Annotated in this window: 27 protein-coding genes; 8 read left to right on the forward strand and 19 right to left on the reverse strand. The window is 63.7% G+C overall.

The genetic code is table 11. The features are described from left to right. Positions 1-52: 52 nt before the first annotated feature. Entirely contained in the window at positions 53-511 is a 459-nt protein-coding gene (locus tag SP6_RS12985) for a YybH family protein (protein WP_042469300.1), read from the forward strand. A 79-nt stretch (positions 512-590) separates the two neighbouring features. Here the strand turns inward: SP6_RS12985 and fliE are convergent, their stop codons facing one another. The 6 genes from fliE to SP6_RS13015 form a co-directional block, all read right to left on the reverse strand. Beyond that, positions 591-1,043 (reverse strand): flagellar hook-basal body complex protein FliE, encoded by a 453-nt coding sequence (gene fliE / locus SP6_RS20475; RefSeq protein WP_042469180.1) that lies wholly within the window; start codon positions 1,041-1,043, stop codon positions 591-593. A 292-nt stretch (positions 1,044-1,335) separates the two neighbouring features. After that, positions 1,336-1,704 (reverse strand): SOS response-associated peptidase family protein, encoded by a 369-nt coding sequence (locus tag SP6_RS12995; RefSeq protein ID WP_233419826.1) that lies wholly within the window; start codon positions 1,702-1,704, stop codon positions 1,336-1,338. A gap of 516 nt (positions 1,705-2,220) precedes the next feature. Further along, positions 2,221-3,510 carry a Fic/DOC family protein gene (locus SP6_RS13000; RefSeq protein WP_042469182.1) on the reverse strand — a complete coding sequence of 430 codons (1,290 nt, stop codon included), beginning with the start codon at positions 3,508-3,510 and terminating at the stop codon, positions 2,221-2,223. A 2-nt stretch (positions 3,511-3,512) separates the two neighbouring features. Further along, positions 3,513-3,770 (reverse strand): hypothetical protein, encoded by a 258-nt coding sequence (locus SP6_RS13005; RefSeq protein WP_042469301.1) that lies wholly within the window; start codon positions 3,768-3,770, stop codon positions 3,513-3,515. 128 nt (positions 3,771-3,898) lie between these two features. Further along, entirely contained in the window at positions 3,899-4,285 is a 387-nt protein-coding gene (locus tag SP6_RS13010) for a DUF3768 domain-containing protein (protein ID WP_042469183.1), read from the reverse strand. Between the two features lie 305 nt (positions 4,286-4,590). Then, positions 4,591-4,890, reverse strand: coding sequence for a hypothetical protein (locus SP6_RS13015; RefSeq protein ID WP_042469185.1), 300 nt, complete (start codon positions 4,888-4,890; stop codon positions 4,591-4,593). A 274-nt stretch (positions 4,891-5,164) separates the two neighbouring features. On the opposite strand from SP6_RS13015, the gene SP6_RS13020 reads away from it, so the two are divergent. Together SP6_RS13020 and SP6_RS13025 are read left to right on the forward strand one after the other, a co-directional pair. Continuing rightward, on the forward strand, positions 5,165-5,674 hold the full coding sequence (locus tag SP6_RS13020; RefSeq protein WP_231738850.1) for a hypothetical protein: 510 nt from the start codon (positions 5,165-5,167) through the stop codon (positions 5,672-5,674). 5 nt (positions 5,675-5,679) lie between these two features. Then, entirely contained in the window at positions 5,680-6,045 is a 366-nt protein-coding gene (locus tag SP6_RS13025; RefSeq protein WP_042469187.1) for a hypothetical protein, read from the forward strand. Positions 6,046-6,211: 166 nt separating this feature from the next. Here SP6_RS13025 and SP6_RS13030 read toward each other — a convergent pair whose 3' ends face one another. The 10 genes from SP6_RS13030 to SP6_RS13080 all read right to left on the reverse strand — a co-directional run bounded on the left by SP6_RS13030 (position 6,212) and on the right by SP6_RS13080 (position 18,387). Further along, positions 6,212-8,041, reverse strand: a complete 1,830-nt coding sequence (locus SP6_RS13030; RefSeq protein ID WP_042469188.1) for a ParB/RepB/Spo0J family partition protein — start codon at positions 8,039-8,041, stop codon at positions 6,212-6,214. A 44-nt stretch (positions 8,042-8,085) separates the two neighbouring features. Next, entirely contained in the window at positions 8,086-8,277 is a 192-nt protein-coding gene (locus SP6_RS13035; RefSeq protein WP_042469189.1) for a hypothetical protein, read from the reverse strand. A gap of 949 nt (positions 8,278-9,226) precedes the next feature. After that, complete coding sequence (locus tag SP6_RS13045) at positions 9,227-9,544, reverse strand: DUF6488 family protein (RefSeq protein ID WP_042469191.1); 318 nt, start codon at positions 9,542-9,544, stop codon at positions 9,227-9,229. A gap of 44 nt (positions 9,545-9,588) precedes the next feature. Beyond that, positions 9,589-10,191 (reverse strand): hypothetical protein, encoded by a 603-nt coding sequence (locus SP6_RS13050; protein WP_042469192.1) that lies wholly within the window; start codon positions 10,189-10,191, stop codon positions 9,589-9,591. Beyond that, complete coding sequence (locus tag SP6_RS13055) at positions 10,191-10,838, reverse strand: HupE/UreJ family protein (RefSeq protein ID WP_042469303.1); 648 nt, start codon at positions 10,836-10,838, stop codon at positions 10,191-10,193. Before SP6_RS13055 ends, SP6_RS13050 begins: the two co-directional genes overlap by 1 nt. A gap of 107 nt (positions 10,839-10,945) precedes the next feature. Continuing rightward, positions 10,946-14,179, reverse strand: a complete 3,234-nt coding sequence (locus tag SP6_RS13060; RefSeq protein WP_042469194.1) for an efflux RND transporter permease subunit — start codon at positions 14,177-14,179, stop codon at positions 10,946-10,948. After that, positions 14,176-15,330, reverse strand: a complete 1,155-nt coding sequence (locus SP6_RS13065) for an efflux RND transporter periplasmic adaptor subunit (protein ID WP_042469196.1) — start codon at positions 15,328-15,330, stop codon at positions 14,176-14,178. Before SP6_RS13065 ends, SP6_RS13060 begins: the two co-directional genes overlap by 4 nt. Next, positions 15,327-16,586 carry a TolC family protein gene (locus SP6_RS13070; protein ID WP_042469198.1) on the reverse strand — a complete coding sequence of 420 codons (1,260 nt, stop codon included), beginning with the start codon at positions 16,584-16,586 and terminating at the stop codon, positions 15,327-15,329. Before SP6_RS13070 ends, SP6_RS13065 begins: the two co-directional genes overlap by 4 nt. Positions 16,587-16,639: 53 nt before the next feature. Beyond that, complete coding sequence (locus tag SP6_RS13075; RefSeq protein WP_042469200.1) at positions 16,640-17,020, reverse strand: hypothetical protein; 381 nt, start codon at positions 17,018-17,020, stop codon at positions 16,640-16,642. A 41-nt stretch (positions 17,021-17,061) separates the two neighbouring features. Further along, positions 17,062-18,387, reverse strand: a complete 1,326-nt coding sequence (locus SP6_RS13080; RefSeq protein ID WP_042469201.1) for an MFS transporter — start codon at positions 18,385-18,387, stop codon at positions 17,062-17,064. An 86-nt stretch (positions 18,388-18,473) separates the two neighbouring features. Here SP6_RS13080 and SP6_RS13085 point away from each other — a divergent pair, with 86 nt between their 5' ends. After that, complete coding sequence (locus SP6_RS13085; RefSeq protein ID WP_042469202.1) at positions 18,474-18,743, forward strand: metal-sensing transcriptional repressor; 270 nt, start codon at positions 18,474-18,476, stop codon at positions 18,741-18,743. Positions 18,744-18,804: 61 nt separating this feature from the next. On the opposite strand, the gene SP6_RS13090 is transcribed toward SP6_RS13085, so the two are convergent. After that, positions 18,805-19,764: an Abi family protein gene (locus SP6_RS13090; protein WP_042469203.1), complete on the reverse strand. Its 960-nt coding sequence runs from the start codon at positions 19,762-19,764 to the stop codon at positions 18,805-18,807. Positions 19,765-20,052: 288 nt separating this feature from the next. Here SP6_RS13090 and SP6_RS13095 point away from each other — a divergent pair, with 288 nt between their 5' ends. Continuing rightward, positions 20,053-20,607: a helix-turn-helix domain-containing protein gene (locus tag SP6_RS13095; protein ID WP_126053488.1), complete on the forward strand. Its 555-nt coding sequence runs from the start codon at positions 20,053-20,055 to the stop codon at positions 20,605-20,607. A gap of 337 nt (positions 20,608-20,944) precedes the next feature. On the opposite strand, the gene SP6_RS13100 is transcribed toward SP6_RS13095, so the two are convergent. Continuing rightward, positions 20,945-21,505 (reverse strand): recombinase family protein, encoded by a 561-nt coding sequence (locus tag SP6_RS13100; protein WP_004213255.1) that lies wholly within the window; start codon positions 21,503-21,505, stop codon positions 20,945-20,947. Between the two features lie 170 nt (positions 21,506-21,675). After that, the gene (locus SP6_RS13105; protein WP_014072603.1) at positions 21,676-22,098 is read right to left on the reverse strand and encodes a MerR family transcriptional regulator; all 423 of its coding nucleotides are present in this window, start codon (positions 22,096-22,098) and stop codon (positions 21,676-21,678) included. Between the two features lie 76 nt (positions 22,099-22,174). Between SP6_RS13105 and SP6_RS13110 the strand changes: the two genes are divergently transcribed. The 3 genes from SP6_RS13110 to merA all read left to right on the forward strand — a co-directional run bounded on the left by SP6_RS13110 (position 22,175) and on the right by merA (position 24,368). After that, positions 22,175-22,570: a mercuric transporter MerT family protein gene (locus tag SP6_RS13110; protein WP_014072602.1), complete on the forward strand. Its 396-nt coding sequence runs from the start codon at positions 22,175-22,177 to the stop codon at positions 22,568-22,570. Between the two features lie 12 nt (positions 22,571-22,582). Next, positions 22,583-22,912 (forward strand): heavy-metal-associated domain-containing protein, encoded by a 330-nt coding sequence (locus SP6_RS20480; protein WP_082052513.1) that lies wholly within the window; start codon positions 22,583-22,585, stop codon positions 22,910-22,912. A 79-nt stretch (positions 22,913-22,991) separates the two neighbouring features. After that, the gene (gene merA, locus SP6_RS13120) at positions 22,992-24,368 is read left to right on the forward strand and encodes a mercury(II) reductase (RefSeq protein WP_021222959.1); all 1,377 of its coding nucleotides are present in this window, start codon (positions 22,992-22,994) and stop codon (positions 24,366-24,368) included. The last annotated feature ends 63 nt before the right edge of the window (positions 24,369-24,431 follow it).

A 24,431-nucleotide genomic window follows, 5' to 3' on the forward strand; every position in this document is an offset into this window, starting at 1 on the left:
GATAGCCTAAAGTGGAGAGTTTTATTTTGGGAGATCAGGAATGAACATCGGGATGAAGACGATCATGGCGTTGTCAATTGCTCTGCCCGCCGCGGCGTGGGCGCAGTCTGACGCTCGAGCCGCTGATGCGCGCGCCGTGAAGGCTGTGCTGTCGTCGTACAAGAAGGCGATCGAAAAGCTTGACGCCGCTGGAACCGAGCGACTGTTCACGACCAACGCGCAGATTTTCGAGACAGGAGCATCTGAGGGCAGCTACACCACGTACTTGGCTCATCATCTCGGTCCCGAGCTGAAGCAGTTCAAATCGTTCCGTTTCTCAGACTACAAGGTCGACGTCCGCTTCGAGGGACCGGTTGCCCTTGCAACCGAAACCTACCGTTACCGGATTCAGCCCAAAACCGGTGAGGCGGCCGAACGGCTCGGTGTTGCCTCAAGCGTACTTAAAAAGGTGGGCGGCAGCTGGAAGATCGTGTCCATGCACAACAGTGCTCGTAAGCCGAAGGGAAGCTAATGGAGGTAGGCGGAGGCTGGTGCGTGAACGTATTTCTCAGCAGGGATTAACGACTCAGGGAGGTGCTTTCGGGATTGCGCTACACCGGCATGCTCATAATGTCCTTGTAGGCGGACAGCACTTTGTTGCGAACCTGCAACGTCGCCTCGAATGCGATTGAGGACTCCTGCCGCGCAAGCATCACCTTCGCGATGTCGGTTTCCTCTCCGCGTTCGTAGGCAACCGTCAAAGCACCAGCGCGCGCATTGATCGCATTAATTTTTTGAAGCTGCGTCTGAAAAGTAGCGGCGAAGCCGCCTAGATCGGCGTGTCCTGATTGCGAAACGGCCGCCGCTCCGCCCACGCCTGAGACAGAATTTGGGCTATCCGCCTTTCCCAGCGCGGTGTGCATCGCTGCGTCAAAAGCCGCTCCTTTCGCAGCCCCGGACACGGAGACAGAGTTCGGGTTGCTTGCTACGTTCCGAAGCGCCGCGTTCTTGTCGAGGACAGCGTTCCGCAAAGCCATGACATCATTGATGGAGATGCTGCTCATATTTTACCTCGGTGCGCCTTCAGCGCACCGACATGTCGCATTGAAACCGTTATGGCATGGTTAATTGAACTTAGTACTGATTGCCTATTCATGAAGCTATGCACCGATCCCTCGCGCAACGTCTCGTCGCGGATAGGTTCGAGGGTATTGTCTTGATACCAGCGTCGCCCCTCGATCCGGCTCCCGGTGCGAAGCACGCCGGTCGCATAGGCAGCGCGGTCCGCATCATCCATCATAGGGTCGCACCAGCGCCAGCGCCGTTTCGTGGGGCCCGTCAAGCTATGTGGTGAAGTCACGCAGATGGAGGATTACCGGCATCGCCTTGGGATGCCATGGCGAGACGATCGCGTTCGGCGAAGGCGTAGGCTTCGCTACGCACAGTCGGTCGCCATATGCCGACGAAGAACGCGATCGGCTCATTGGGGATCAAGAACCACATCTGCCGGGGCTTGCCATCGTCGCCAGTCCCGCCCTCGGGGTGGGGTCCGGCGAAATGGGTGAACGGGACAAGGCAGCGCCGCTCCGGGTTGGCGAGCGACGGCTTCCACATCGATGAAGCGAGGTTGCGGCCATGGGTCACATACTTGTCCAGCTTCACGACCGGGTCGCGCTTGCTCGGCGCCTGGATCGCGAAGCCCCATTCCATCGTGACCGGCTCCAATGGCCGGTTGCCCGGCGACGATCACCGCACGCCCAGGCGCACCGAGGGGTCTTCTTCTCGGTAGGGAAGACTTCGCGCGGCACCGGGGAGGTCTCATCCCCAGGATTGGCAGACGTATCGCTAAAGCGATCCCCGGCAATGGGGTGCGGGTTCGATCCCTGCCGCTGACGTTAAGACCGAGCAAGACGGATCATGGATGTCAAAAATCGCGACTACGCGGTTTTAATCAAGAGAACGCAATAAAAGTTTAGCGTGAGTATTTTGCGCTCTCGATCTGATATTTCCCAACCCGGAAATGAAGTTCTTTGAAGCATGGAGGGTTGATATCAATTCTGAATGCCGGAAGCAGGCACTTTGAGATATTCGACACGAAGGTGACAACTCACGTTTCATCTGTGACGGTGACCGTATCAGGTTTCACGACCGCATCTCCTTGCGTTGACAATCCGGTTCCCGCTTGCGGCGGGGACCGCAATCACACAACCGATTGCACATTCCCCCGTCCTCCAAAAGCTGTCAGCGACTCCGGTCCTTATCGCGCGGTGCTGGCGCTTGCGCCGGGGTCGCGCGGCCGATTTTGACGTCCAGCGATCCGCCCGCTTTGATCCGATCGGCGACGAGCTGGCGCGTCGACTCCGCGATGGCTCCGACCATGCGCGCGCTCTCGCCCCGATCGCGCGCGGTCTTCATGGCCGCGTCGACGATTGCCTGGGCGGGCGCAAGGCGCGGATCGGCTTGGTTCTTCTCCGGCGTGTTCTTCAGGAACAGCTCGGCAAGCCGCTCCTGCCCCGGCGAGTGACCAGGGGGCAGGATCGGCCGCTCCAGCGACCGCACGGCGCGCTGGAGCTGGGCCGGCTGCTGGTTGTTGATTTGAACACCGAGTGCTGCGCCGATCTCCCGCACGCGCTCCAACGGCGTCTGCTGCGGCGTCACGACGGCATCGACCTGACGGACACCTAGATAGGTGAGAAGGTGCGATTGATAGATCGGCCCTTTGGCATGGCGGACATAGGCGAGTTCGGTGCGCGCGTTGGCGATGGCGGGGGAGGGGGCACCCTCCTTAATCAACCCACGCAGCCGATCGGCCGCCTGTTGGCGAGCGGCCGGCAAATAGCGTTCCAGCTCCTCGCGCGCCTTGGTCAGCGTCACGCGGTAGCGTTGCCCCTCGGGCGGCGCGCGCTTGGGGAGCATGGCGATCCCTGCGGGGCCAATCCGCGCCTCGGGCGCGAGGTCGCGCTTGATCGCCGCTGCGGAGAGAACCGCCGCCATTCCGCGATGATCGCCGGTAAGAAAGCCGTGACGGGACGCCTCCATCCAACGGTCCTTGTCGATCGCGGCGATGCGGATCGGGTGGCCGGCTTCGCGGGCGAGCTGGGCGGCATGGTGGCGCATGGTGCGCCCGTTCCCTTCGCGGAAGGGATGAATGGCGTTGATCTCGTTGATGTGGTTGCCGAGCCGATCGAAAAACTCGTCGCGAGGAAGCACCCGCAAGCCGCTCTGCGCTCCTACCTCGGCGAACCGCTTGTCGAGTTCGCGCGCGATGTAGGGGACGGCGGCGAAGCTCGATCCGCCCTTGGCGATGTTGACGGTGCGGTCCTGGCCTGCCCAATCGTAGAGGTCTTGGAACAGGTGTTTGTGAAGGGCACGGTAGCCGTCGGCGGTGGCTGGAAAGGTCAGGCGCGCAGCCTCCGCGCCGCGCGCCTGCGTCAGTCGTCGTTCGGCCTCGGTAAGCGTTTTGTCTTCCGTAATCCCGAGCCGGTTACGAAGCGTCTCGGTGCCGGGATATGTATAAGGATCGCTTGCCAAGGTCAGGCAGCGATCTGGCGGGTTCCGGGCTGATAGAGACTGAGGATAATCGAGGGCATGAGGGCGGGCGGAACGCCCTCGTCGAGCATCATCGAGAACATCGCGTCCTCGTCGATGGTCGGGGTCATATCCTCGATAACGAGATTGGCACGGGCTTCCGCTACGTCCTCGCGCCAAAGCGCAACCTGTTCAGGGCTGCCGCGCTCGAAATCCATCTGGCGGATGCGCTCGCGCAGCGTTTCAAGATCGATCTGGGCCATCGCGGTCATCCTTTCTGCTCATAACCCTACGCCTTCCAACGCGATTCCTCAACAAATCACGTGCGATAAGAGCCGGTCGGTGCGTCGCGATCCGCGCTCGCTTGAACGCGGATCGCACGCCGGGGACGTCAGTATTCGCTCGCGAGCATGATCGTCAGCACGCGCTTGGTCTGTTGCTCATCCCACGGCGCTTCGCTGCCATAGGTAAGCGTGTTGTCGTAGTAGTCCACCTTCCAGAAAACGGTTTCGGCGATTGCCTTGTCGTCGCTCGGTCGCTCCTGCGTCCACGTTCCCGTCGCGAGCCGATAAACCGCGCCGAAATCATGTTCTCCGTGAGGATCGTTGTCGCCGGTGAATTGCGAGAAGCCGACGATCGCCGCCAGCGCCGCGAAGCGATCCGCGTCGGGGAGAGACTGGAAACCCAGCGTGACGTTGGCGATGGATGCGGTGCCCGGTTGGCTCCGGGCTAGGTCATTAAGGCGACGGATGGTGTCGAGTTGTTCGGGGCTGCACATCACTGATCCTCCTTCTGGCATGGGCCGCAAGGCCGCTCGGCCTCACGGCCCTGCCTGTCCGGCGAGGACGGGATGGGGAGGGGGAGCGAGAATCTACCGCTGGTGCGGGCGAGCCGCCTAGCGCGGCCGAAGCCTCCGGCGACGGGTGCCGCGGTTGGCGGATTACACGGGCGGTCGATTGTCGTTCGGGAACGAAAGGGCAGCGCCCTTGGTGTTCCCCTAGCGCCGGTCGCGCGCATCGCGATCGGCGAGAGTTGCGCGGTGCGGATCTCCGCACGGCACTATCGCGCGCAAGCGCGCCCCCGTCAGGAGGGCGCGTTGCGTGCGTCGCGGGCGGCGATCACCAGATCGACGATACGCGGCTGATGGAACAGCTCGCCACGCTCGACAACACCGAGACCGGGACCATCGAGAACGTCGCGGATGCGATCCTGCACGACCTCCTCCAGGTCTCCGGCGAGAACCCAAAAGTGGCGCGGGTCACGATCGCGGCCATCGGCGCGGAACTGGTCGCTTTCGACGACGGCCTGGACCAGCGCGTTCAGCGCGGCCATCCCCAGCGCGCGCTCGAAGGCGAGCTGCGCGAATAGGCGATGATGGGACATGGAAACCTCCGTGTTGCCGTGATTGGCGACGACGGCGGGAGGGGCGCGGAACGCCGGGTCATAGGACCGCGCCAGCGGCCGGCTTGCCGGGCAGCGGGGGAGCCGATTTGCGCAGCAAATTGGGGGGACCGCTGATCCTTGAGGCGGCGTTCCGCGCCCCTCACGATGGGCGGAGACTGACGGACTGCCTCTACAAACCAACGCCCGCCCACGGGGCGGACCGCTAGCCGATTTTCTGCTTTCGTTCTCGACTCGGCTGACTCATAGAATCGTCATGCCGATCATGGCCGAACATCGCTGGCTCTACCCGATCGACTGGCCTGAGTTGTCGAGGCTGATCCGGTTCGGCCGCGCCAAGGGGCGCTGCGAGCATTGCCAGCGCCCGCACGGCCGGCGGGTGTTCCACTTGGGTGACGGACGCTGGTGGGACGCTGATCGCCACCAATGGCGCGACGGGCGCGGTCGCCGGGTGCGTGCGCCTAAGTCGGACGTGGCGACGATCGTGCGCATCACGCGGGTCTATATCGCGTGTGCGCATCTGAACCATGACCCCACCGACAACGCACCACGCAATTTGGCTGCACTCTGCCAGCGATGCCATATGATCCATGACGCGGCCGAACATCGGCGCCGGCGATGGCTGAATGCTTACAGACGTCGGGCCTTGGGCGATCTGTTCGCATGGTTCGAACCACGCGCGATCTTGGTGAGGAATGGCGGCGGTCGTAGTATCAGCTTGGGTGACGGGCTGCGCGGCTCACACGCGAATAGCAGAATGGAGTGATAGCAATGGATACCTTCAACGCTGGCGTCCAATACAACGACTTCAAGGGAACCGTTGCCGCGGACATTTCCGATAATGTCGCGCTTGCCGGCCATCTGGTGTCTTTGGGAAAAGCTGAAAGCGACGAGCGTGTCATTGGATTCAGGATCGCTTCTGGGGAGAACCAGGGGACACCCGTGACCGATGTGTCGCTGGTGGCTTATCTTCTTCGGTCTGCTGAGTTTGAGCCAGCCCCGGCAGAGGTGCGTGCTGTCGAATTGCGCATCACGCCGGGGGAAGCGCTCGCATTTTTCAAGCGTTTCGACCTCGTGGCAGTTCGGCGCGGCGTCGATTTGAGCGGCACTCACGTAGATGGCCCGCATTACGATTAAACTCGCCATCGCGCCGCCCGTCCCTTGTGGGCGGGCGGCGTGCGCTGATCTGCAAGGGCAGCGCGCGCGACGGCCATGCAGAGCATGGCTGTCGCGCCGGCGAGGGGGCTGATGCTGGGCGGTTGGTCGAGAAAAGGGGGTGATTATCACCGCCCCCCGTATCCGTTTACGCCATTTCGTCGGCCTCCATGTCCTCGCCATCGAAGGCATCGGCGTCGGGATCGTCCAGTTCGTGCCGCTCGGGCTGGTCGAACGCCCCGATCTGCATCGGCGCGGGAAGCCAGTGCGAAGCGAGCCGCCCCGACACGTTGACCGCCAAGTCTGCCTTCTTCTTGATGGTTGCGCAGTTGTCGGCGCTGGCATCGCCGCATTCGGCGCGGAGTAGGTCGATAAGGGCCGCACGGCGCATCTTGTCGAACAGGGCGATGGGGGCTTGCCAGCGGGTCGCAATGTCCACGCCTGTCGCGCGGGCCACCTGCTCAAAGTGATGGTGACGCGCACCGGGGGCACCGCCTGCGAACAAGGTGCCGTCCACCGTCATCGCCACCAATCCGGCGAGTAGCGCCATCTTGTCGTCGTGACTCATGGCGCGAATGACCTCGAACCGGCCATCTGCTGGGACCGATGCGAAGCGGTCGGCCATCGTTTCTTCGACCTCCCGCACGTCGCTGGTCGCCATAAGGTCGTCGGCAACATCGGTCGCGATGGTCTTGGCCTGCACGTCTATCGCCATCTGATAGCTGTGCGCGCCGTGGAGTAGCTGACCCGCAAGGCTGTCCAGCAGCACATCCAGCGCCAGCGCCGGGTCGGCTGAAACCGCCTCCTGCACGATGCGGGTCTTGATCCGCGACAGGTCTGCAACAAGGCTGTTGCTGTAGAGCGGCTGCGGCTCGCCGCTGCTCGCCTTGGGCTTCGGCTCGGCCTTCGCGCGATAGAAGCTCTTGCCGAGCGATCCGTCATGCGAAACCCAGAGCGCCACGCCCCCGACCGCGACCTGCTCGGCATTGAACCCGCGCAAGCCCTCAGTGATCGCATCCCGCTGATCGGACAACGGCGCGATGCGGTCGCTGTCCTCGCCCTCGGCCTCGGCGATCTGTTCGATAGCGACGTCGATTGCCTCGATCCGCGCGGCCTCGTCCTCGGTCGGCTCGCGCGTGGCCGGATACAGGCTGCCCTTCATGTAAAGGTCGTAGGGCCGGTCCAGCGTGGCGCGGACCTCATGCCAACCGATCGCGCGATACTCGTCGGCGATACCGTCCAGCTTGTCCTCCGCCAGTTCCTGCACAAGCTCGGGATGGTCGGCAAACCCCTCGGCCCCTTGGCTGAACAGGTCTACCGTGATCGTCCCGCCCTTCGCCTCGTAGGCGTCGCGCCCGACGAAGATAAACGCGCCGCTGGTGGTGTCCACCTTCTCGGTGGTGAGCATCCGCCGGATGGTGTGGGCGTGGCCGTTCGCCGCCTTGCATACCTTCACCTGTTGGTCGTGGTCGTCAGTGAGGGTGAGCGCGCGCGCCGCCTCAAGCGACAACTGGTCCTTGGCGATCAGGTCGATCAGCGCCGGTGCCAGCGCGGAAAGGCGAAGCATCTTATAGACGAAGCTGACCGCCTGACCGAACCGGGCAGCGATTTCCTCGGCGTCCATGCCGGTATCGCGTAGCGCCGCAAAGGCGCGGATGCTGTCTGCCGGGTGCATGTCCTCGCGCTGGAAGTTCTCCGCGAGCGACAGTTCGATGGCCTCTTCCTTGGTGCGGACCTCGACGGGAAACGCGTCGCTGTTCTTGATCTGCTTGCGCTTCGCCAGTTCTTTGAGGCCGCGATAGCGCCGCCCTCCGGCGAACACATAGAACAGGCCCTCGTCCTCATAGGCGACAAGGTTTTGCAACAGGCCGTGCGCGGCAATGTCGTCGGCCATGCTCTCGACGGCGGAAGGCTTCACGCGCCGCTGATTGAGCGGGGAAAGGCGAAGCTGCGACAGCTTGACGGTGATGATACCCATGATGATGCTCCTGATCTGAATAAGGTTCGGTGATGGGGGAGGGGTCAGCCTTCGAGGCTCGCGAGTTCGTCAAACTCGGCCGATGCGCGCGCCGCGCCGTCCCCTGCGTAGGTCGCGCCGGAACGCGGATAGAAGAACACGCGCTCGCCACGGCGGTAGGGGGTGCCGTCCGCGCTGGTCCCGTCCACATTGGCCCGTTTCCAGTAGGGATCGCCCTTGTATCGGGTGTAAGCCATTCTCTTTCCTCCTTCTTCCTGCGGCTGAAAGCCGGTTGCCGCAGCAACCGGGTCTGCCTCTCCGGCGAGGAGCGGGATGGGGAGGGAGGAGGAAAATCGATGGCCTGGCGCGGGCAGGCCGCCTTAGCGCGGCCGACGCCCCTTAGGGCGTCGGGTGCCGCGCTTGGCGGACCACACGGGGCCGTCTATTTTCCTTCGGGAACGAAAGGGCAGCAGCCCTTGGTGTTCCCCGCGCTGGCGGGCCTCCGGGGGAGGGCCGTGGCGCTCTACAGGGGAGCGTCTCGCATCTTTGCGCGTCCGCAGGTGTGCCACGTGGCACACCTCACGCGAGGATCGTTACCCTTTGGGACGAGACGCCGGGACGGTGGCTCGGTCGGCGCGAACGCGCCGATAGGGCCGTGCCCGTCAGGGTCGCGCAGGGTCTTCAAGCCTGATGGTATGGATTTCGCCGTCTTCACCGCCGAAGCGTCAGACCCGCTCATTATCATCGGTGAGGATGTTGGCAGATGCGTAGGAGAGTGCGACCGCGCTCGAATGCGATCGTTCCTCCGGCCATGATCGCACGCGTGTGACGCCCCGTGAAGGGCTCTCCTGTCTTGGACGCCGCCAGAATCTCGGTCGGCCCGGACGGCAACCATGTCACGGCCATGCGCAAACCGTCGTCGAGGAAATCAATGTCGGCCCGGCTGCCGTCTGCGCATGTGACGTATCGCTGTTCCAAGACCCGCGTCATTGAGTGAGGTCGGTGTATCTCCGACGTGTCGCGAGTATTTGGTGACGGCTCCGAACAGCCAACGGTCATCATAAGTAGCGTGGCGGCGCAGATGCGCACGTCAACCATTCCGCTTCCTCATTAATCCGGACTCACGCCTCGCGGGTCCGTCGCCAAGTTGGCCGGCAACCCCGAAGGGCTGCCGGCTCGGGTATGGTCCCGCAACGAGCCGATTATTCAGCTCGCCGAAGGGTTGGCGGAAACAACCTTGCCGTCCGCACCAATCACGACGTGAAGCGTGCGCCGTGCGACAGGCTCGGAGGGATTGGTGAAAGTCACGACGGTCTGACGCGCGCCGTTGGCGGTCCGCTGCGCGGTGCCCTCGACCTTTGCTTTGGACCAGCTCGGGGCGAGCTTGGATTGCGTCACCATGCGAACGACGTGCTGACGCGCCACCTCGGCGGGCGCTTGGCTATGCGCTTCCTCGTCGTGAACGGGATGGGCGGCGGCGGGGGCTGCGGCCAATACCGCGACGGCTAGGACTGCGTATTTCATGGGTAGTCTCCTCGTGGTGGAAAGGGTGGAGTGCATCGCTACGATCAGGATTTCGGCTTCGCAGCGAAGCTGCGGAACGTGCCGGTCGCCGTCACGGTGATGGTCACGGGCGCAGTGGTGCGGTTGCGCCAATACCATCCGTGCATCCCGTCGAAAGGAGCCTGGAAATCGCCCTTCTCGCCGGCGGACGATCCTTTCTCGTAGCTGGTGTATTTATCTGCCGGCGCGTCGTGTTCCTCGCCGTGAAGCTCGAAACGGACCTCCGGTCCGCCGGTCGACCAGGCGTAGGCGATCCGGTCGCCAGCGCGCATGTCTGCCTTCACTTCGCGACCTTCGTCGGGCTGGAGCGTGATCTTCACCTCGGCCGTCTGCGCGGTCGCCGGCACGCTCGACCTTGCAGCCGGCGAAGCCGGCGCCGTGGTCGCCGGGACTGTGGCGGTCTCGGCTGCATGTTCGGCCTGCTTGACCTCTCCCATGCGAGTGAGGCCGAGCAGGCGGCCCGTCCCGATCGGATCGACGCCGTATTCGGCGGGCAGGATCGTCGTCGCGAGCAGCGCGACGGCGACGCCGAAGGCAAGCGCCGTTGCCCGGTTGAGCTGGCGCAGCGTCGGGAGATCGCCGACGTTTGGCAGATTGGCGTTTTTCATCAGGCGTTCCCTTCGAGAATGAGGCCGGCGAGCTGGTAGCCGGTAAGGACGAAGCCCGCGGTCATCAGGACCACGTTCGCGGCAAAGGCATGTCGGCGGAAGCTGGCGGTGCGGCGCCAGTAGCCCATGACGATCAGGATCGCGGACAGAGCGAGTAACTGGCCGATTTCGACGCCGACGTTGAACGACAACAGATTCACCAAAAGGCCGTTCGATGGCAGCGCGAAGTCCTGGAGCTTGGTCGCGAGGCCGAAGCCGTGGAACAGGCCGAAGATCAGGACCGCGGCCTTGGCGTTAGGCTGGACGCCGAACCACCGCTGATAGGCACCGAGATTGTCGAGCGCCTTATAGACCACCGACAGACCGATAATCGCGTCGATCGCATAGGGACTGACGTGGGTGCCGAGCAGAACGCCGGCGATCAGCGTCGTGCTGTGGCCGATCGCGAACAGCGTCACGTAGGCGGCAACCTGCTTCATCCGGTAGAGGAAGAAGATCACCCCGAACAGAAACAGCAGATGGTCGTAACCTGTGACCATGTGCTTGGCGCCGAGATAGAGGAAGGCGCCAGGGGCGGGTCCGTTGATCGTTTCGATGAATGCCTGATCGCCTTCGGCGACCCCATGTGCATAGGCGGCGCTTGCCATGAACGTCGCGGTGGCGACGGCAAGGAACGTCGTCACCCCTCTCAAGTGCAGCGGGAGGCGCCACGGGCGGTTGGATGATGTTTCCACGGTAAATTGTCTCCGCTTCATCACGCGAGCGCGTGCGTCGGGGTGGCAGGGTCGGGGCGTCGCCGTTGCGACCACCGGCCCGCCAGGGCGGTGATCGCTGGCAGCACCAGCAAGGTCAGGGCGGTCGAAGTAATGAGGCCGCCGATGACGACGGTTGCGAGCGGCCGTTGCACCTCGGCACCTGTGCCGGTGGCGAGCGCCATCGGCACGAAGCCGAGCGATGCCACCAGCGCGGTCATCAGCACCGGGCGGACGCGCTCCATTGCGCCGTCCACGATCGCGTCATCGTCGCTCGCCCCTTCCTCGCGATGCTTCCCGATCGCGCTCATCATCACGAGGCCGTTGAGGACGGCGACGCCCGACAGGGCGATGAACCCGACCGCTGCGGTGATCGAGAAGGGGATGCCGCGCAGCAGCAGCGCAAACACGCCCCCGGCAAGCGCCATCGGCACCGCCGAGAACACGATCGCCGCCGACACGAAGCTGCCGAGCGCCATGTAGAGCAGGGCGTAGATCGCAATGAAGCAGATCGGCACCACGATCAGCAGGCGTAGCCGAGCCGATTGCAGGCTCTCGAAGGTGCCGCCCCACTCGGTATACATGCCAGCGGGGAGCTGCATCTGGCCGATCTTCGCCTGCGCTTCCTCGACGAACCCGCCAAGGTCGCGCCCACGCACGTTGATCTGCACGACCACCATCCGCTTGCCGTTCTCACGACTGATCTGGTTCAACCCTTGGGTGTAGTTGAACCGGGCGACCTGGCTTAGCGGGATCGAGCGCGCCACCTGACCTTCGGCAGCGGGCAGCATCACCGGGATCGACCCCAGCGTCTCAAGGTCGTCCCGCTGCGCGTCGGGCAGGCGGACCACGACGTCGAACCGCCGGTCGCCCTCGAACAGCAGCCCGGCCTCACGCCCGCCAAGCGCAGCCGAGACGGTGTTCGCCACCTCCTCGACCGACAGGCCGTAACGGCCCGCCGCCTGACGGTCGATCTGCACGTCGAAGGTCGGCGCGCCGGACGTCTGTTCGGCACTCACGTCGCCAGCGCCGGGGATCGTGCGCATGACGGCGGCGATGCGCTTCGCCTGTTCGCTCATCGCGTCGAGGTCGTCGCCGTAAAGTTTGATCGCGACGTCGGCGCGAACGCCGGCGATCAGCTCGTTGAAGCGCATCTGGATCGGTTGCTGGATCTCCGTCCGGTTGCCGATCAGCGGCTTCATCCGCTCCTCGATGCGGCGAAGAATGTCCTCCTTGCTTTTCACCTCCGTCGGCCACTCGTTCTCCGGCTTGGGGATGACGTAGGTATCCGACGCATTGGGTGGCATCGGATCGGTGCCGAGGTCGGCGTTACCGTTCTTGGAGAAGACCAGCGCCACCTCCGGCAGCGTCTTCAATGCATTCTCGATCTGGAGCTGCATCTGCGTCGATTGGTCGATCGACGCAGATGGCACGCGGAAGTTGGTGACGGTTATGTCCTTCTCGTCGAGCTGCGGCATGAACTCCTCGCCGAGGAAGCCAAAGCTCAGCACGGCCGCGACGAACACGCCGACACCGCCCAGGATGAAGGGCATCGGGCGGGCGACAGCCCGGCCCAGCACGGGGGCGTAGCGTTCCTTGAACCAGCGGATCGGCTTCACTTCCGTCTCACTGACCCGGCCCTTGACGACGATCGCGATCATCGCGGGAACGAAGGTAAGCGACAGGACGAAAGCAGAGGCGAGCGCCACCATCAACGTGATCGCCATCGGCGCGAACGTCTTGCCCTCAACGCCCTGGAAGGTGAGCAGCGGCACGAAGACGAGGAAGATGATGAGCTGACCATAAACGGTCGGCCGCACCATCTCCTTGGCCGCGAGCGTCGTTTCCTCCATCCGCTCTTCGCGGGTGAGAAGCCGGCCTTCATGCTCCTGGCGTTCGGCGAGGCGGCGAAGCGCGTTCTCGACGATGATGACGGCGCCGTCGACGATCAACCCGAAATCGAGCGCGCCGAGGCTCATCAGATTGCCCGACACGCCCAGCCCGTTCATTCCTGCGGCCGTCATCAACATGGTAATCGGGATGACTGCGGCGGTGATGAGCGCAGCGCGGATGTTGCCGAGCAGCAGGAACAGCACGACGATGACGAGCAGCGCGCCTTCGGTCAGGTTCTTTTCCACCGTCGCGATCGTCGCGTTGACGAGCTTTGAGCGGTTATAGACCGGCTCGGCGAACACGTCGGGCGGCAGCGCCTTGTTGATCTGCGTCAGCTTCTCGGCGGCGTCTGTCGCGACGATGCGGCTGTTGTCGCCTACCAGCATCAGCACGGTCGAGATGACCGCTTCCGATCCCATGCGACTGCCGGAGCCGGTGCGGACCGCACCGCCGATCACCACCTGGCCCACGTCCTTGACGCGAACGGGGACGCCGTTGCGGGTCGCGACGACGGCTTCCTGAATGTCTTCGATCGACTTCAGACGAGCATCGGCGCGGACAAGGAAGCTCTCGCCAGCGCGGCGGACATAGTTCGACCCGGCGGAGAGGTTGGCCCGCTCCATCGCATCCGCCAGCTCCGTGACGGACAATCCATAGCTGGCGAGCGCGTTGAGGTTCGGCTCGATCAGATATTGCTTCACATAGCCGCCGTTGGAATCGACGCCGGCGACGCCGCGCACCGCCCGCATCTGCGGGCGGATGATCCAGTCCTGCACCGTGCGGAGATAGGCGGCCTTCGCCAGTTCGGTGGTCAGCCGCTCGCCCTCGGGGGTGAGGTAGCTGCCGTCCGACTGCCAGCCCGGTTTGCCGTCGACCGTCTTCAGGCCCTTGCCGTCGGGATGGCGGAAGGCGACCGAATAGAAGAAGATCTCGCCAAGCCCGGTGCTGAGCGGCGCGAGGATCGGCTGCGCGTTGGCGGGAAGGCTGTCGCGCGACTGTGCGAGCCGTTCCGTCACCTGCTGGCGCGCAAAGTAAATATCGGTGCGGTCGGTAAAGACCGCTGTCACCTGGCTGAAGCCATTGCGTGAGATGGAGCGGGTCATCTCAAGCCCTGGTATTCCGGCAAGCGCCGTCTCCACCGGGAACGTCACCTGCTTCTCGATGTCGACCGGCCCCAGCGTCGGCGCGAAGGTGCTGATCTGGACCTGCCGGTTGGTGACGTCGGGCACGGCGTCGATCGGCAGCTTGGTGATCTGCCAGAGGCCGAAGCCGATGACGACGAGGGTCAGGAAGGCGACAAGCCATCGCATCCGGACCGAAAGGGAGAGGATGCGGCCGATCATTCCGCCGACTCCTTCTCGATCTCGGCCTTGAGAAGGAAAGCGTTGGTGGTGGCGATCTGCGTGCCGGCGGCAAGGCCGCCGGTGATCGCCACCATCCCGCCCGATCGGCTGCCGATCTGAACCGGCTGCGCGCGGAAGCCCTGGCCGGTGCGGACGAACACCACGCTGTCGCTGCCAAGCGTCTGCACCGCGTCTTGCGGCACCATCACGCCGCTCTTTGCGGCCCCGCCACTGGCGAGGATGCGAGCCTGAACAAGCTGGCCCGGGGCAAGCGTGCTGCCGCCGGCGGTCGGCGTGACGACGACCGTCGCGGTCCGCGATTGCGGATCGACGACGCCGGTCGCCGAACGCACCCGCCCTTCTATCGTGCGACCGTCTGTGGTGGTCAGCTCTACCCTGTCGCCTTCTCGGACACGGCCAGCATCGGCAGGCGGGACGCTTGCGGTAATCTGAAGCCGGCTCGGATCGGCGACGCGGAACAGCTCGGTTTCAGCCGCGACGAACTGGCCGAGATTGGCACCGGCATTGGTAACGCGCCCCGAAACGGGGCTGACGACCGCAACCGATCGACCGTCGCCCGACACGCGAGCCGCGCCCGCGGCGGCGCTAGCCCGGCGAGCGTCGGCCTGGGCGACGGCAAGGTTGGCCTGTGCCGATTCATAGTCGGCGCGGGGTGTCACACCCTGCGCGAGCAAACCGCGCTCTCGTTCGAGCTGACGCGCGGCGAGGGTGACGCGCGCGGATGCGGCCGAGCGGTCGGCTGCGATTTGTGAAGCGTCGCGGCTCTCGACCAATGCAAGGGTCTGGCCGGCGCGAACCGGATCGCCGATGCGGACCATGATACGGCTGACCGTGCCTGGCGCGCGCGCGGTCAGCACCGCCTCGGCGTCGGGCGTCGCCTCGACCGTGGCGGAGGCAAGGATCGCGGCGTCCAGCTCGCCGGATGCCGCCGGGGCTACAGTGATTTGCGATGCTGAAAGCGCCTGTTGCGTCATCGCGACCGTGTTCGACGGCTTTGCTGGCGCTGCGGCTTCCGTAGGGGCAGGGGCGGGGGTGGACGATTGGGTGAGGCGCGCAGCGCCGAACCCAAGCGCAGCGGCAGCGACCAGGCCAATGGCGGCGCCGGTGTAGAGACGATTTTTATCGGTCATTGCACCGCTTCTCCGGTGATGGTGAGGCCCTGCAGACGGGCCAGATTGGCGCGAGCGTCGAGGCGCGCTGCGGCGGCGTCGAGGATGACGCCACGGGCGACCCCGAGATTGTGACGCGCGGCAAGGAGTTCGATCAGCGGGCTTTTGCCCGCCTCGTAGGCCACGCGAGCGAGGCGATAGCCCTCTTGGGCGGTCGCCAACGTCCGCTGCGCGGCAGCGGCGCGAGCGTCGGCTGCCTCTACCAGTGCGAGACCAGCGCGTGTCCCCGCCTCGGCTTCGAGCCGGGCTGCTGCGGCACGCGCCTCGGCACCTTGCAGTTCGGCACGTGCCGCCGAGATGTTGCCCCGGTTGCGATCGAAGAGGGGCAGCGGGACGGATATGCCGGCAACGACGGCGGGGCCGCTCGCGACGCGAAGCTGGCGCACGCCGAGCTGCGCGGTGACGTTGGGGATGGCGAGGCGCTGTTGCACCGTCACCGCTCGCGCTGCGGCGTCCCGTTCGGCTTCTGCAACGCGCACCATCGTCGCCTGCATAGGGTCGATGGGGCCGAACGCCGGCTTGGCGTCGAGCCGATCCAAGAGTGATTCCGACAGGCCGGTGAAGGGGGTTGTAATACCGGCCAGCGCGGACAGGCGTGCCAGCGCGGCCGTCTTGAGGGCGCGCGCGTTTTCGAGGTCGGCCTGAAGCGTGTTGAGTTCTGTTTCAGCCTGCACCTGCCGGAGGCGGGCTTCCTTGCCAGCGCCGACCAAGGCGCGGGCCACCTTCAGGTCGTCGGTCGCCTCCTCAACTTCGTCCTCGGCAATAGCGATGCGCCGATCGGCGATCTCGGCGCCGGCATAGGCGCGTGCCAGCTCGGTCGCATAGACAAGGCGACCATCGCGATTGCGCGCCTGCGCCGCGACGATGCCGGCTTCACCGGCGGCGATCCGGGCTGATCGCTTGCCACCCAGCTCGATGGGCTGATCGATCTGGAACGTCGTTTGCTGCTGGTTGCGCGCGTTGCGATCGAGGTCGCCCGCGAAATTTTCGGCATAGACGTTGATCGACGGGTTAGGCCGCGCGCGAGCTTGCTCGGCAAGGCCCCGCGCGCGGGCGACGTCGGCTTCCAAGACCGTGACGCGGGGCACATCGCGCGTCTGGTTCAGAAGCTGTGCGAAAGGGGGCGCGGTCTGCGACCACGCTGCACCCGCGGGCCATAGCGCCGCGAGCGTGCCGGCCAGCGCAAGCACGCGCTGCCGGCGATAACTGCCGTTCATAATCCATAATCCTCCAGGGGTAAGTCTGTCGGCGCGTCACGCGCCGGCGAGACTCATCCGCGGGGAGGGCGCAGGAGCTTGGAAGGATCGATACCGCTCGCCAGCGATGTGGTGAGGATCGACCACGCGCGAGCGGCGACGATCGCCGGCACTTTCGCAGTCGTCGGCCCGTCGAAGGCGACCCAATGACCAGCGGCATGAGCGAGAACATGCACCGGACTGTCGCCGCCAGTCTGCTTGGCGGGAGCGTGATCGTTATGCTCGGCCGCAGCCGCATGGTCATGGTCATGGTCATGGTCGACGGCGGCGACTTGCACGGGCACATGGTCATGGACCATCGCGCTGTGCCACGACGACGCCGCGACGAGGCCGAGCATGGCGACGAGCGCCAGCACGGCTCCGAACAGCGCGGAAGAGGAACGACGCATCGCCATCGTGCGCAGCGTAGGCGGACGTTGGGAACGGGGCAAGGAAATCACTTACCCGGCCATTTTGGATGGCGACGGTCGATCACATAGGGATGTTCGCCGTGGCTGTGGACCGCGAGATGCGGATCATCGGCGGCGAGGTCGCTATGTTCATGCGCGATCACGTCGGGGTCGTTCGCGGGCCATATACGGACGGCGACGAGGGTGCCGATCGCAGCAAGAACGGCCATCGCACCGAACGCCGCCTCCATTCCGACGCGAGCGCCGAGCTGGCCGTCGAGCGGATAGCAGACCAGCCAGCAGACGTGGCTGAGTGCGAATTGTGCCGCGAACAATGCGGGGCGATCATCGGCGTTCGCCGACCGACGTAGCAGCCGTCCCAATGGCGTGACGCTCGCTGAATAGGCGACGCCCAGCACCAACCATCCGCCGAGCAGGACATGCCAGTAGGCCGGGCCTGGCTGCATGATGGCGGTGATCGCGGCGAGGGCCGCGAGCGCCAACGTCAGGATAGCGGCGGCGACCAGCATGACGGTCCGATCCGCAATCCGATCGAGGATACGAGGCAGGGTCAGCGCAGCGGTGATCGAGCCGCCCCCGAAGGCGGCGAGGGTCAACGCGACGTCGCGCTGGCTTAGGCCCATGCCTTTCACGATAACGACGGTGTTGACGATCACCATTGCGCTCGCGGCGGCAGCGGTGAGGGTCAGCGCCAGCAATCCGCGCAGGCGAGGCGTCGCGAGGTATATACGCGTGCCCCGCGTCGTCTTGTCGTAGATGCCGCCCTTGGCCTCAACCGGCGCCGGTCGGGGCAGGACGGTCGATACGACCAGCAGCGCCGACGCGACAAAGCCTATCGCGGTGCCCGAGAACAGCCAGTGGTAGCTCATCACCGTCAAAAGACCGGCCGCGAGGATCGGGCTCGTCAGGCTCTCCATGTCATAGGCGAGGCGGGACAGGGACAGCGCGCGGGTATAGTCGCGTTCCTCCGGGAGGACGTCCGGGATCGTAGCCTGAAAGGTTGGCGTGAACGCGGCCGATGCCGATTGCAGGACGAAGATCAAGATATAGACCTGCCAGACTTGGTTCACGAACGGCAGGCAAATGGCGACACCGGCGCGGATCACGTCCATTCCGACCAGCAAGGCACGGCGTGGCACGCGATTGGCGAACGCGCCGGCGATCGGCGCGACGCCGATATAGGCGACCATCTTAATCGCAAGCGCAGTCCCCAGCACCGCCCCGGCACTGCCGCCAGCTATGTCGTAAGCGAGCAAGCCGAGCGCGACCGTCGCCAGTCCCGTTCCTACAAGCGCGATGATCTGCGCGAGGAAAAGGTGCCGATACGTGCGGTTGGCGAGGACACTGAGCATGATCGCGCTATATCCCCCCGGGGGATCGAGTCTATCCCCCCTGGGGGATACTCGACAGCAGCCCCTCACGCGCACTAAATAAGGGGATGGCCCATCACGCTCACACCAGCCACCCCGCAATCGTCAAACGGCTCAACCGCGTCGCTGGTCATCTGCGTAGCATCGTCGGCATGATCGAAGAGGAGCGCCCCTGCGTCGATATTGCGCAACAGCTTCAAGCGGTCGAAAACGCCATCGCCAGCGCCAAGCGCGCGCTCATCAACGATCATATCGACCATTGCCTAGTCCATGCCGAAGAAGGTGAGGGGACCAAGGCGGCGGTGGAGCAGTTCCGCGCGATCTCAAAATACTGGTGATGCGCCGCGCGGCGAGGGGTGTGCCACGTGGCACACCTCCTGAAGACCGCTACCGGGCGCATTAGGCCCAGATCGCTTCCTGATCCCAGCCTTCGAGAAACCCGCCCTGCGCGGCGCTGGCGAATGGCATTTCGGGGAAGGAAAGCCAATGTGCTTTCATCCGGCCACTCCACGATGTGCCCGGATTGATCCGCTTGGCGAGATAGGAGGCAACTGCCGCCGCGCCATAGACACGGTTCCGCTGCACGACGTCGTTGCCGATATGGACCATGCGCGGCGCCTCGAACGCTTTGGGCACCTGGGGCTGGTTGATGATGCCGGTATTCCACAGCCGGGAATGATGCGCGCTGATGTTGCGCACGAAGGCAAGGCTCTTGATCCAGCTCACCAGCGTGTCGGGGAGCAGATTATAGCGTTTTGCGATGGCGAAACGGTCGTTGGGATGCGCCATTTCGAGCAGCCAGGATAGCGTTCCAAAATCCCATGCCTCGACAGCCATCCAGATCGGCATTGGCGGCGTGTAGGTATTGTAGAACTCCGACACCCAATCGTCTTTACAGCGGTCGACGGAATCGTCCGCCTTCGCCAACCAGCTCAGGTGCCGGGTCGTGCCTTTAAAATTAGCGTTCGCACGATTGGGATCGAGGTAGGCGACCGATCGATGGGCGAACAGGTCACGATTCCCGAGCGCATGGGCGAGATCGACGCGCAGCGCGACTTCGATCCGTTCGATGGCATCGAGGAAGAGCAAGCGGAGCTGCTTGTCGAAGAGATAGAGATCGACGGCATGGCGAAACTCGGCACCGGCTTGAAACTGGTCGGTGCGAATGGTGCGCGTGGCATCGTCGGGATCGGGGATGCGCTCTTGCAGCGGTTGCCAATAGGGCGACAGGCGACCGTAGCCGATTCGCTCAAGATGGCGGATGGCTTTGGCTTGGTCGGTGACGCCCAAACCGCGGCCTTCAAGGAGGGCGAGCTGGTCGGCGAAGCTGAGATGGGGTTTGGCGTAGGGCGGAAGCATCGCCCCAGATATGAAGAAGGCCGCCCCTTGATGCCATAGGCAACAGCGGGGACGGCCATGTTGTCCTCTATCTAGATGTTCGGGTCTGAGGATTCAATTAAAAATTGACGGCGGGTCGCCGCGTGACCGCTCGGGCGAGGCAAACGCGCTCCGACAAATTTTGGGGGAGGCAAATCTGTCTCCGCCCTATATGCTTCCTTATCCTGATTACACGGTATCGTGTTTACGGGCTCACTGTGCTTCGTGAGACATTGGTGCCTCCCTCACTAGGGACAACAATGTCTCCGAGTGGGCGACGTTTTTGTCTCCCCACCCCCTCTGGAAATGGTGCGCGAATGTGCTATTTCCACCATCATGAGCAAGCAACCCGACGATACCACAAAGGAGGCAGGATCGAACGTCTTTTCGATCGCGGCGGTGGCGAAGCCGAAGAAGCGGAAGGACAAGTGGCCGGATGCCGTCCTGTCGCGTGGCTACAGCATGATCCCGTCGATCCTGTTGTGGGGCCAGGCCAAGATGGGTCTGAAGCCTGACGAGTTGAACGTGCTGCTTCAGCTCATCAGCCATTGGTGGTCGGCCGATCACGATCCGCATCCTGCCAAGGACACGATCGCCCGCCGTATGGGCAAGGACGCACGGACGGTTCAGCGGCACCTGACCGCGTTGGAGACGAAGGGTTTCATCAAACGGGTCGAGCGCTTCAAGCGGCACAAGGGCCAGGACAGCAATGGCTACGATCTGTCCGGACTGATCGCCAAGCTGGAGACGATCGCGCCGGAGTTCGAGAAGGTGACGGATCAGAACAAGCGCCGACGCGCGAAGGCTGAGACGAAAACGGCATAGGTTTCAAGGATCGCGCGCCGCGAAAGCGGCGTGTGGGGCCGGTCAGTCCAAGGCCGGTTCGGAACGTAGGGATTGGCGCTTCGGGCAGAAGCATGGCCCCCTTCCAAAAGGGGTAATGACGCCGCCAATCCCTACGCTCGCTGATTTAGCACAGCGGGGCGCTGACCCCAAACCCCGGGGAAGCTCATGAGCTATACCGAAGAGACACGCCAATCGACCTGCCCTTCATGCGGCAAGCTCAACCATGTCATCGTGGCCTATGCCGGGGACTATCGGGCGTCACCTCAAGCTTTGTACGCTGAACAACGATTTTCCGGACATAATGTGAACATTGGTGTCAGGCAGCGGCGCGAAGGTACTGGTAGAGGGTTTCGCGGCTGATGCCCATGTCGCGCGCGATGGTCGCCTTGCGTTCACCGGCGGCAACGCGGCGGTGCAGATCGGCAATCATCTCATCCGAGAGCGACCGTTTCCGCCCCCGATAGGCGCCGCGCTGCCGAGCGATCGCAATGCCTTCGCGTTGCCGTTCGCGGATCAGGGCGCGCTCGAACTCAGCAAACGCACCCATGACCGAGAGCATCAGATTGGCCATCGGGGAGTCCTCCCCCGAGAAGGACAGGCTTTCCTTCTCAAACTCGATCCGGATACCTCGCTTGGTGAGGCCCTGGACCAGCTTGCGCAGGTCATCCAGATTGCGGGCCAACCGATCCATGCTGTGGACGACGACGGTATCGCCTTCGCGGGCGAAAGTGAGCAGAGCCTCAAGCTGGGGGCGGTTGACGTCCTTGCCCGATGCCTTGTCGGTGAAGGTCCGATCGAGCGACTGACCTTCCAATTGGCGATCCACATTCTGATCGAACGTGCTGACCCGGACATAGCCGATCCGTTGCCCCTTCACTGCGCACTCTCTCCATCAAAATGTCAGGTTGAAATCTATGATACGCAACGACATTCGTCAACAAATTCCGTTTAGTACCCTAATCTGACAGAAACCGCGGTAGCGCCCTGACGTCCGGTTAGGCTATACTCCAAGCTGACATCACAAAATCAAATCCCTCAAAGATGGCGTCAATTGCCTTGATGGGGTAAAAACTGGAGTGCTTCCAGGATGGGACATTCGGCAACGTCATCTCCAGTGCATCTGGCTAACGTGGTCGCCAGCGTCACCTCTATCTTCTGCAAATCTGCAATGCGGCGGCGGACATCTTCAAGGTGGAGTTCGGTTCTCGCCATAACCTCCGCGCAGGTTTGTGCACCGGTATCGGTGAGCGACAACAATGACCGTATCTCATCCATTGCATAGCCAAGGTCGCGCGCGCGCAGGATGAACTGCAACCTTTGCACCAGTTCCGGCGAATAGACGCGGTAGCCGTTGGAACTGCGAGGCGGCCCCGGCAGCAATCCCACCTTCTCGTAATAGCGGATGGTTTCGAGATTGCAGCCTGTTTTCCGGGCAAGCTGGGCACGCAAGATGCCGACCTGTTGCTCCATGAAAATACCTCTTGAGTCTGTAGTGGCTACAGAGCCTACACTGCGAATCACTCAGTTGGAACAAGGGATTCAAGCCATGGTCTCAACGCCGGAAGCGGGACAGCCAGCCCTCACCGAAAACCACGAGCCGAAGCAGGCAAACTGGGTTGCGGCGGGCGCATTGATCGGCGCGGGGCTCGCCTCGGCTTGCTGCGTCGTCCCGCTACTGTTGGTTATGCTCGGAATTTCCGGCGCGTGGATCGCCAACCTGACGGCGCTCGAACCTTACAAGCCCTATGTCGCAGGCGTAACGCTCGCGCTGCTCGGCTACGGCTTCTGGCATGTCTATTTCAAGCCGAAACCGCCCTGTGAAGACGGTTCCTACTGCGCTCGTCCACAATCGGCTTGGACCACCAAGGCGGTGCTGTGGCTGGGCCTTGCCGTCGCCATCCTGGCGCTCACCATCGACTGGTGGGCACCCTGGTTCTATTGAAAGGAAATACCCATGAAAAAGACAGTATGTATCGCTATGGCCGTGCTGGCTATGGCTGGCGGCGGGGTCGCCTATGCAGTTAGTGGCACGGCGCAAGATCGCCCCGCGGCTACCGCAACCGCTCAGAAGCAAACCACCTTTGCCATAGAGAACATGACCTGCGCCACCTGCCCGATCACCGTGAAGAAGGCGATGGAAGGCGTCGCCGGGGTAACGGCGGTCACGGTCGATTTCGCAGCCAAGACCGCGCGCGCAACCTATGACCCGCGCCGCACCAATGCTGCTGCGATTGCCGCTGCATCAACCAACGCGGGTTATCCGGCGCGCGCTATTCAAAACTGAGCGGGGCGCCGCCAGCGCCTCAAGAAAGCGATAAGCAATGAACGACTGTTGCAACCGCCCCGGGCAGGAAGGATTTGACGTGGCCGTCATCGGCGCGGGTTCTGCCGGGTTCTCCGCCGCGATCGCCGCTGCCGATCTGGGCGCGAAAGTGGCGCTCGTCGGTCACGGCACGATTGGCGGCACCTGTGTCAATGTTGGCTGCGTTCCTTCCAAGACGCTGATCCGCGCCGCCGAAGCGGTGCATGGTGGGCTTGCCGCCGCGCGCTTTCCCGGCCTTGGGGGCGCTGTCCAGATGGATGACTGGTCCGTATTGGCGGCGTCGAAGGACGATCTTGTCACGACGCTGCGCCAAAAAAAATATGTCGATCTGCTGCCCGCCTATGACGGTGTGAGCTATATCGAGGGCAAGGCACGCTTTGCCGATGGTGCGCTGATTGTCGGCGATGCGCCCATGAAGGTCGGCAAGGTCATATTGGCGATGGGTGCGCACGCCGCCGTGCCGCCGATTCCGGGGATGGACAGCGTGCCCTACCTAACCAGCACATCGGCGCTGGCGCTGGATCGCTTGCCCAAATCGCTGCTGGTGATCGGTGGCGGGGTGATCGGGGTAGAACTGGGACAGATGTTTTCGCGTCTGGGCGTTGATGTCACCATCTGCTGCCGAAGCCGCCTGCTCCCCGAAATGGACCCGGAAGTGAGTGCCGCGCTGAAAAACTATTTGGAAGCCGAGGGCGTGCGGGTTTGCGCAGGTGTCGGCTATCAGCGTATCGCCCAAACACAGAGCGGGGTCGAATTGACCTGCGAGGGGCATTGTGACACCGTCGCGGCGGAACAGGTGCTCATCGCCACCGGACGCCGACCCAATAGCGACGGGCTTGGGCTGGAGGAGCGCGGCATAGTGCTTGCCCGTAATGGTGGAATCGTCGTCGATGACCACCTCGAAACGTCGGTTCCAGGCATTTACGCGGCGGGCGATGTAACGGGACGGGACCAGTTCGTCTACATGGCCGCCTATGGCGCAAAACTGGCCGCGCGCAACGCGGTGACGGGCAACCAATACCGCTACGACAATTCCTCCATGCCATCCGTCGTCTTCACCGACCCGCAAGTCGCCAGCGCCGGCCTCACTGAAACGACAGCACGGGCGCAAGGCCTGGACATCAAGGTTTCGCTGCTCCCGCTCGATGCTGTGCCAAGGGCACTGGCAGCACGCGATACGCGGGGTCTCATCAAACTGATTGCCGACAAGGCGAACGACCGTTTGCTGGGCGGCCAGATCATGGCACCCGAAGGCGCGGATTCGATCCAGACACTGGTGCTGGCGATCAAACACGGCATGACCACCCTGGAATTGGGTGCAACGATATTTCCTTACCTGACCACTGTGGAAGGCCTCAAACTGGCGGCCCAAACGTTTGATAAGGATGTCGCCAAACTGTCTTGCTGCGCCGGGTGATTGCTCGGGGATCAACCGGCAACGAATGGCCTCCCTCCAGTGCAAGCCGCTTTGGTGTCAATT

Source organism: Sphingomonas paucimobilis NBRC 13935 (genome assembly GCF_000739895.2).
Classification (GTDB): Bacteria; Pseudomonadota; Alphaproteobacteria; order Sphingomonadales; family Sphingomonadaceae; genus Sphingomonas; species Sphingomonas paucimobilis.

Bases quoted from the DNA above. Each gene is read 5' to 3' on its own strand.
- SP6_RS13085 (WP_042469202.1), top strand. From the start codon at position 18,474: ATGGCCCATCACGCTCACACCAGCCACCCCGCAATCGTCAAACGGCTC.
- SP6_RS13030 (WP_042469188.1), bottom strand. From the start codon at position 8,041: ATGGGTATCATCACCGTCAAGCTGTCGCAGCTTCGCCTTTCCCCGCTC.
- SP6_RS13045 (WP_042469191.1), bottom strand. From the start codon at position 9,544: ATGAAATACGCAGTCCTAGCCGTCGCGGTATTGGCCGCAGCCCCCGCC.
- SP6_RS13005 (WP_042469301.1), bottom strand. From the start codon at position 3,770: ATGGCCCAGATCGATCTTGAAACGCTGCGCGAGCGCATCCGCCAGATG.
- SP6_RS13110 (WP_014072602.1), top strand. From the start codon at position 22,175: ATGGTCTCAACGCCGGAAGCGGGACAGCCAGCCCTCACCGAAAACCAC.
- SP6_RS13025 (WP_042469187.1), top strand. From the start codon at position 5,680: ATGGATACCTTCAACGCTGGCGTCCAATACAACGACTTCAAGGGAACC.
- SP6_RS13015 (WP_042469185.1), bottom strand. From the start codon at position 4,890: ATGTCCCATCATCGCCTATTCGCGCAGCTCGCCTTCGAGCGCGCGCTG.
- SP6_RS13010 (WP_042469183.1), bottom strand. From the start codon at position 4,285: ATGTGCAGCCCCGAACAACTCGACACCATCCGTCGCCTTAATGACCTA.
- SP6_RS13020 (WP_231738850.1), top strand. From the start codon at position 5,165: ATGCCGATCATGGCCGAACATCGCTGGCTCTACCCGATCGACTGGCCT.
- SP6_RS13055 (WP_042469303.1), bottom strand. From the start codon at position 10,838: ATGGCAAGCGCCGCCTATGCACATGGGGTCGCCGAAGGCGATCAGGCA.
- SP6_RS13080 (WP_042469201.1), bottom strand. From the start codon at position 18,387: ATGCTCAGTGTCCTCGCCAACCGCACGTATCGGCACCTTTTCCTCGCG.
- SP6_RS20480 (WP_082052513.1), top strand. From the start codon at position 22,583: ATGAAAAAGACAGTATGTATCGCTATGGCCGTGCTGGCTATGGCTGGC.
- SP6_RS13105 (WP_014072603.1), bottom strand. From the start codon at position 22,098: ATGGAGCAACAGGTCGGCATCTTGCGTGCCCAGCTTGCCCGGAAAACA.
- SP6_RS13060 (WP_042469194.1), bottom strand. From the start codon at position 14,179: ATGATCGGCCGCATCCTCTCCCTTTCGGTCCGGATGCGATGGCTTGTC.
- SP6_RS13070 (WP_042469198.1), bottom strand. From the start codon at position 16,586: ATGAACGGCAGTTATCGCCGGCAGCGCGTGCTTGCGCTGGCCGGCACG.
- SP6_RS13090 (WP_042469203.1), bottom strand. From the start codon at position 19,764: ATGCTTCCGCCCTACGCCAAACCCCATCTCAGCTTCGCCGACCAGCTC.
- SP6_RS13035 (WP_042469189.1), bottom strand. From the start codon at position 8,277: ATGGCTTACACCCGATACAAGGGCGATCCCTACTGGAAACGGGCCAAT.
- SP6_RS12985 (WP_042469300.1), top strand. From the start codon at position 53: ATGAAGACGATCATGGCGTTGTCAATTGCTCTGCCCGCCGCGGCGTGG.
- SP6_RS13050 (WP_042469192.1), bottom strand. From the start codon at position 10,191: ATGAAAAACGCCAATCTGCCAAACGTCGGCGATCTCCCGACGCTGCGC.
- fliE (WP_042469180.1), bottom strand. From the start codon at position 1,043: ATGAGCAGCATCTCCATCAATGATGTCATGGCTTTGCGGAACGCTGTC.
- SP6_RS13075 (WP_042469200.1), bottom strand. From the start codon at position 17,020: ATGGCGATGCGTCGTTCCTCTTCCGCGCTGTTCGGAGCCGTGCTGGCG.
- SP6_RS13065 (WP_042469196.1), bottom strand. From the start codon at position 15,330: ATGACCGATAAAAATCGTCTCTACACCGGCGCCGCCATTGGCCTGGTC.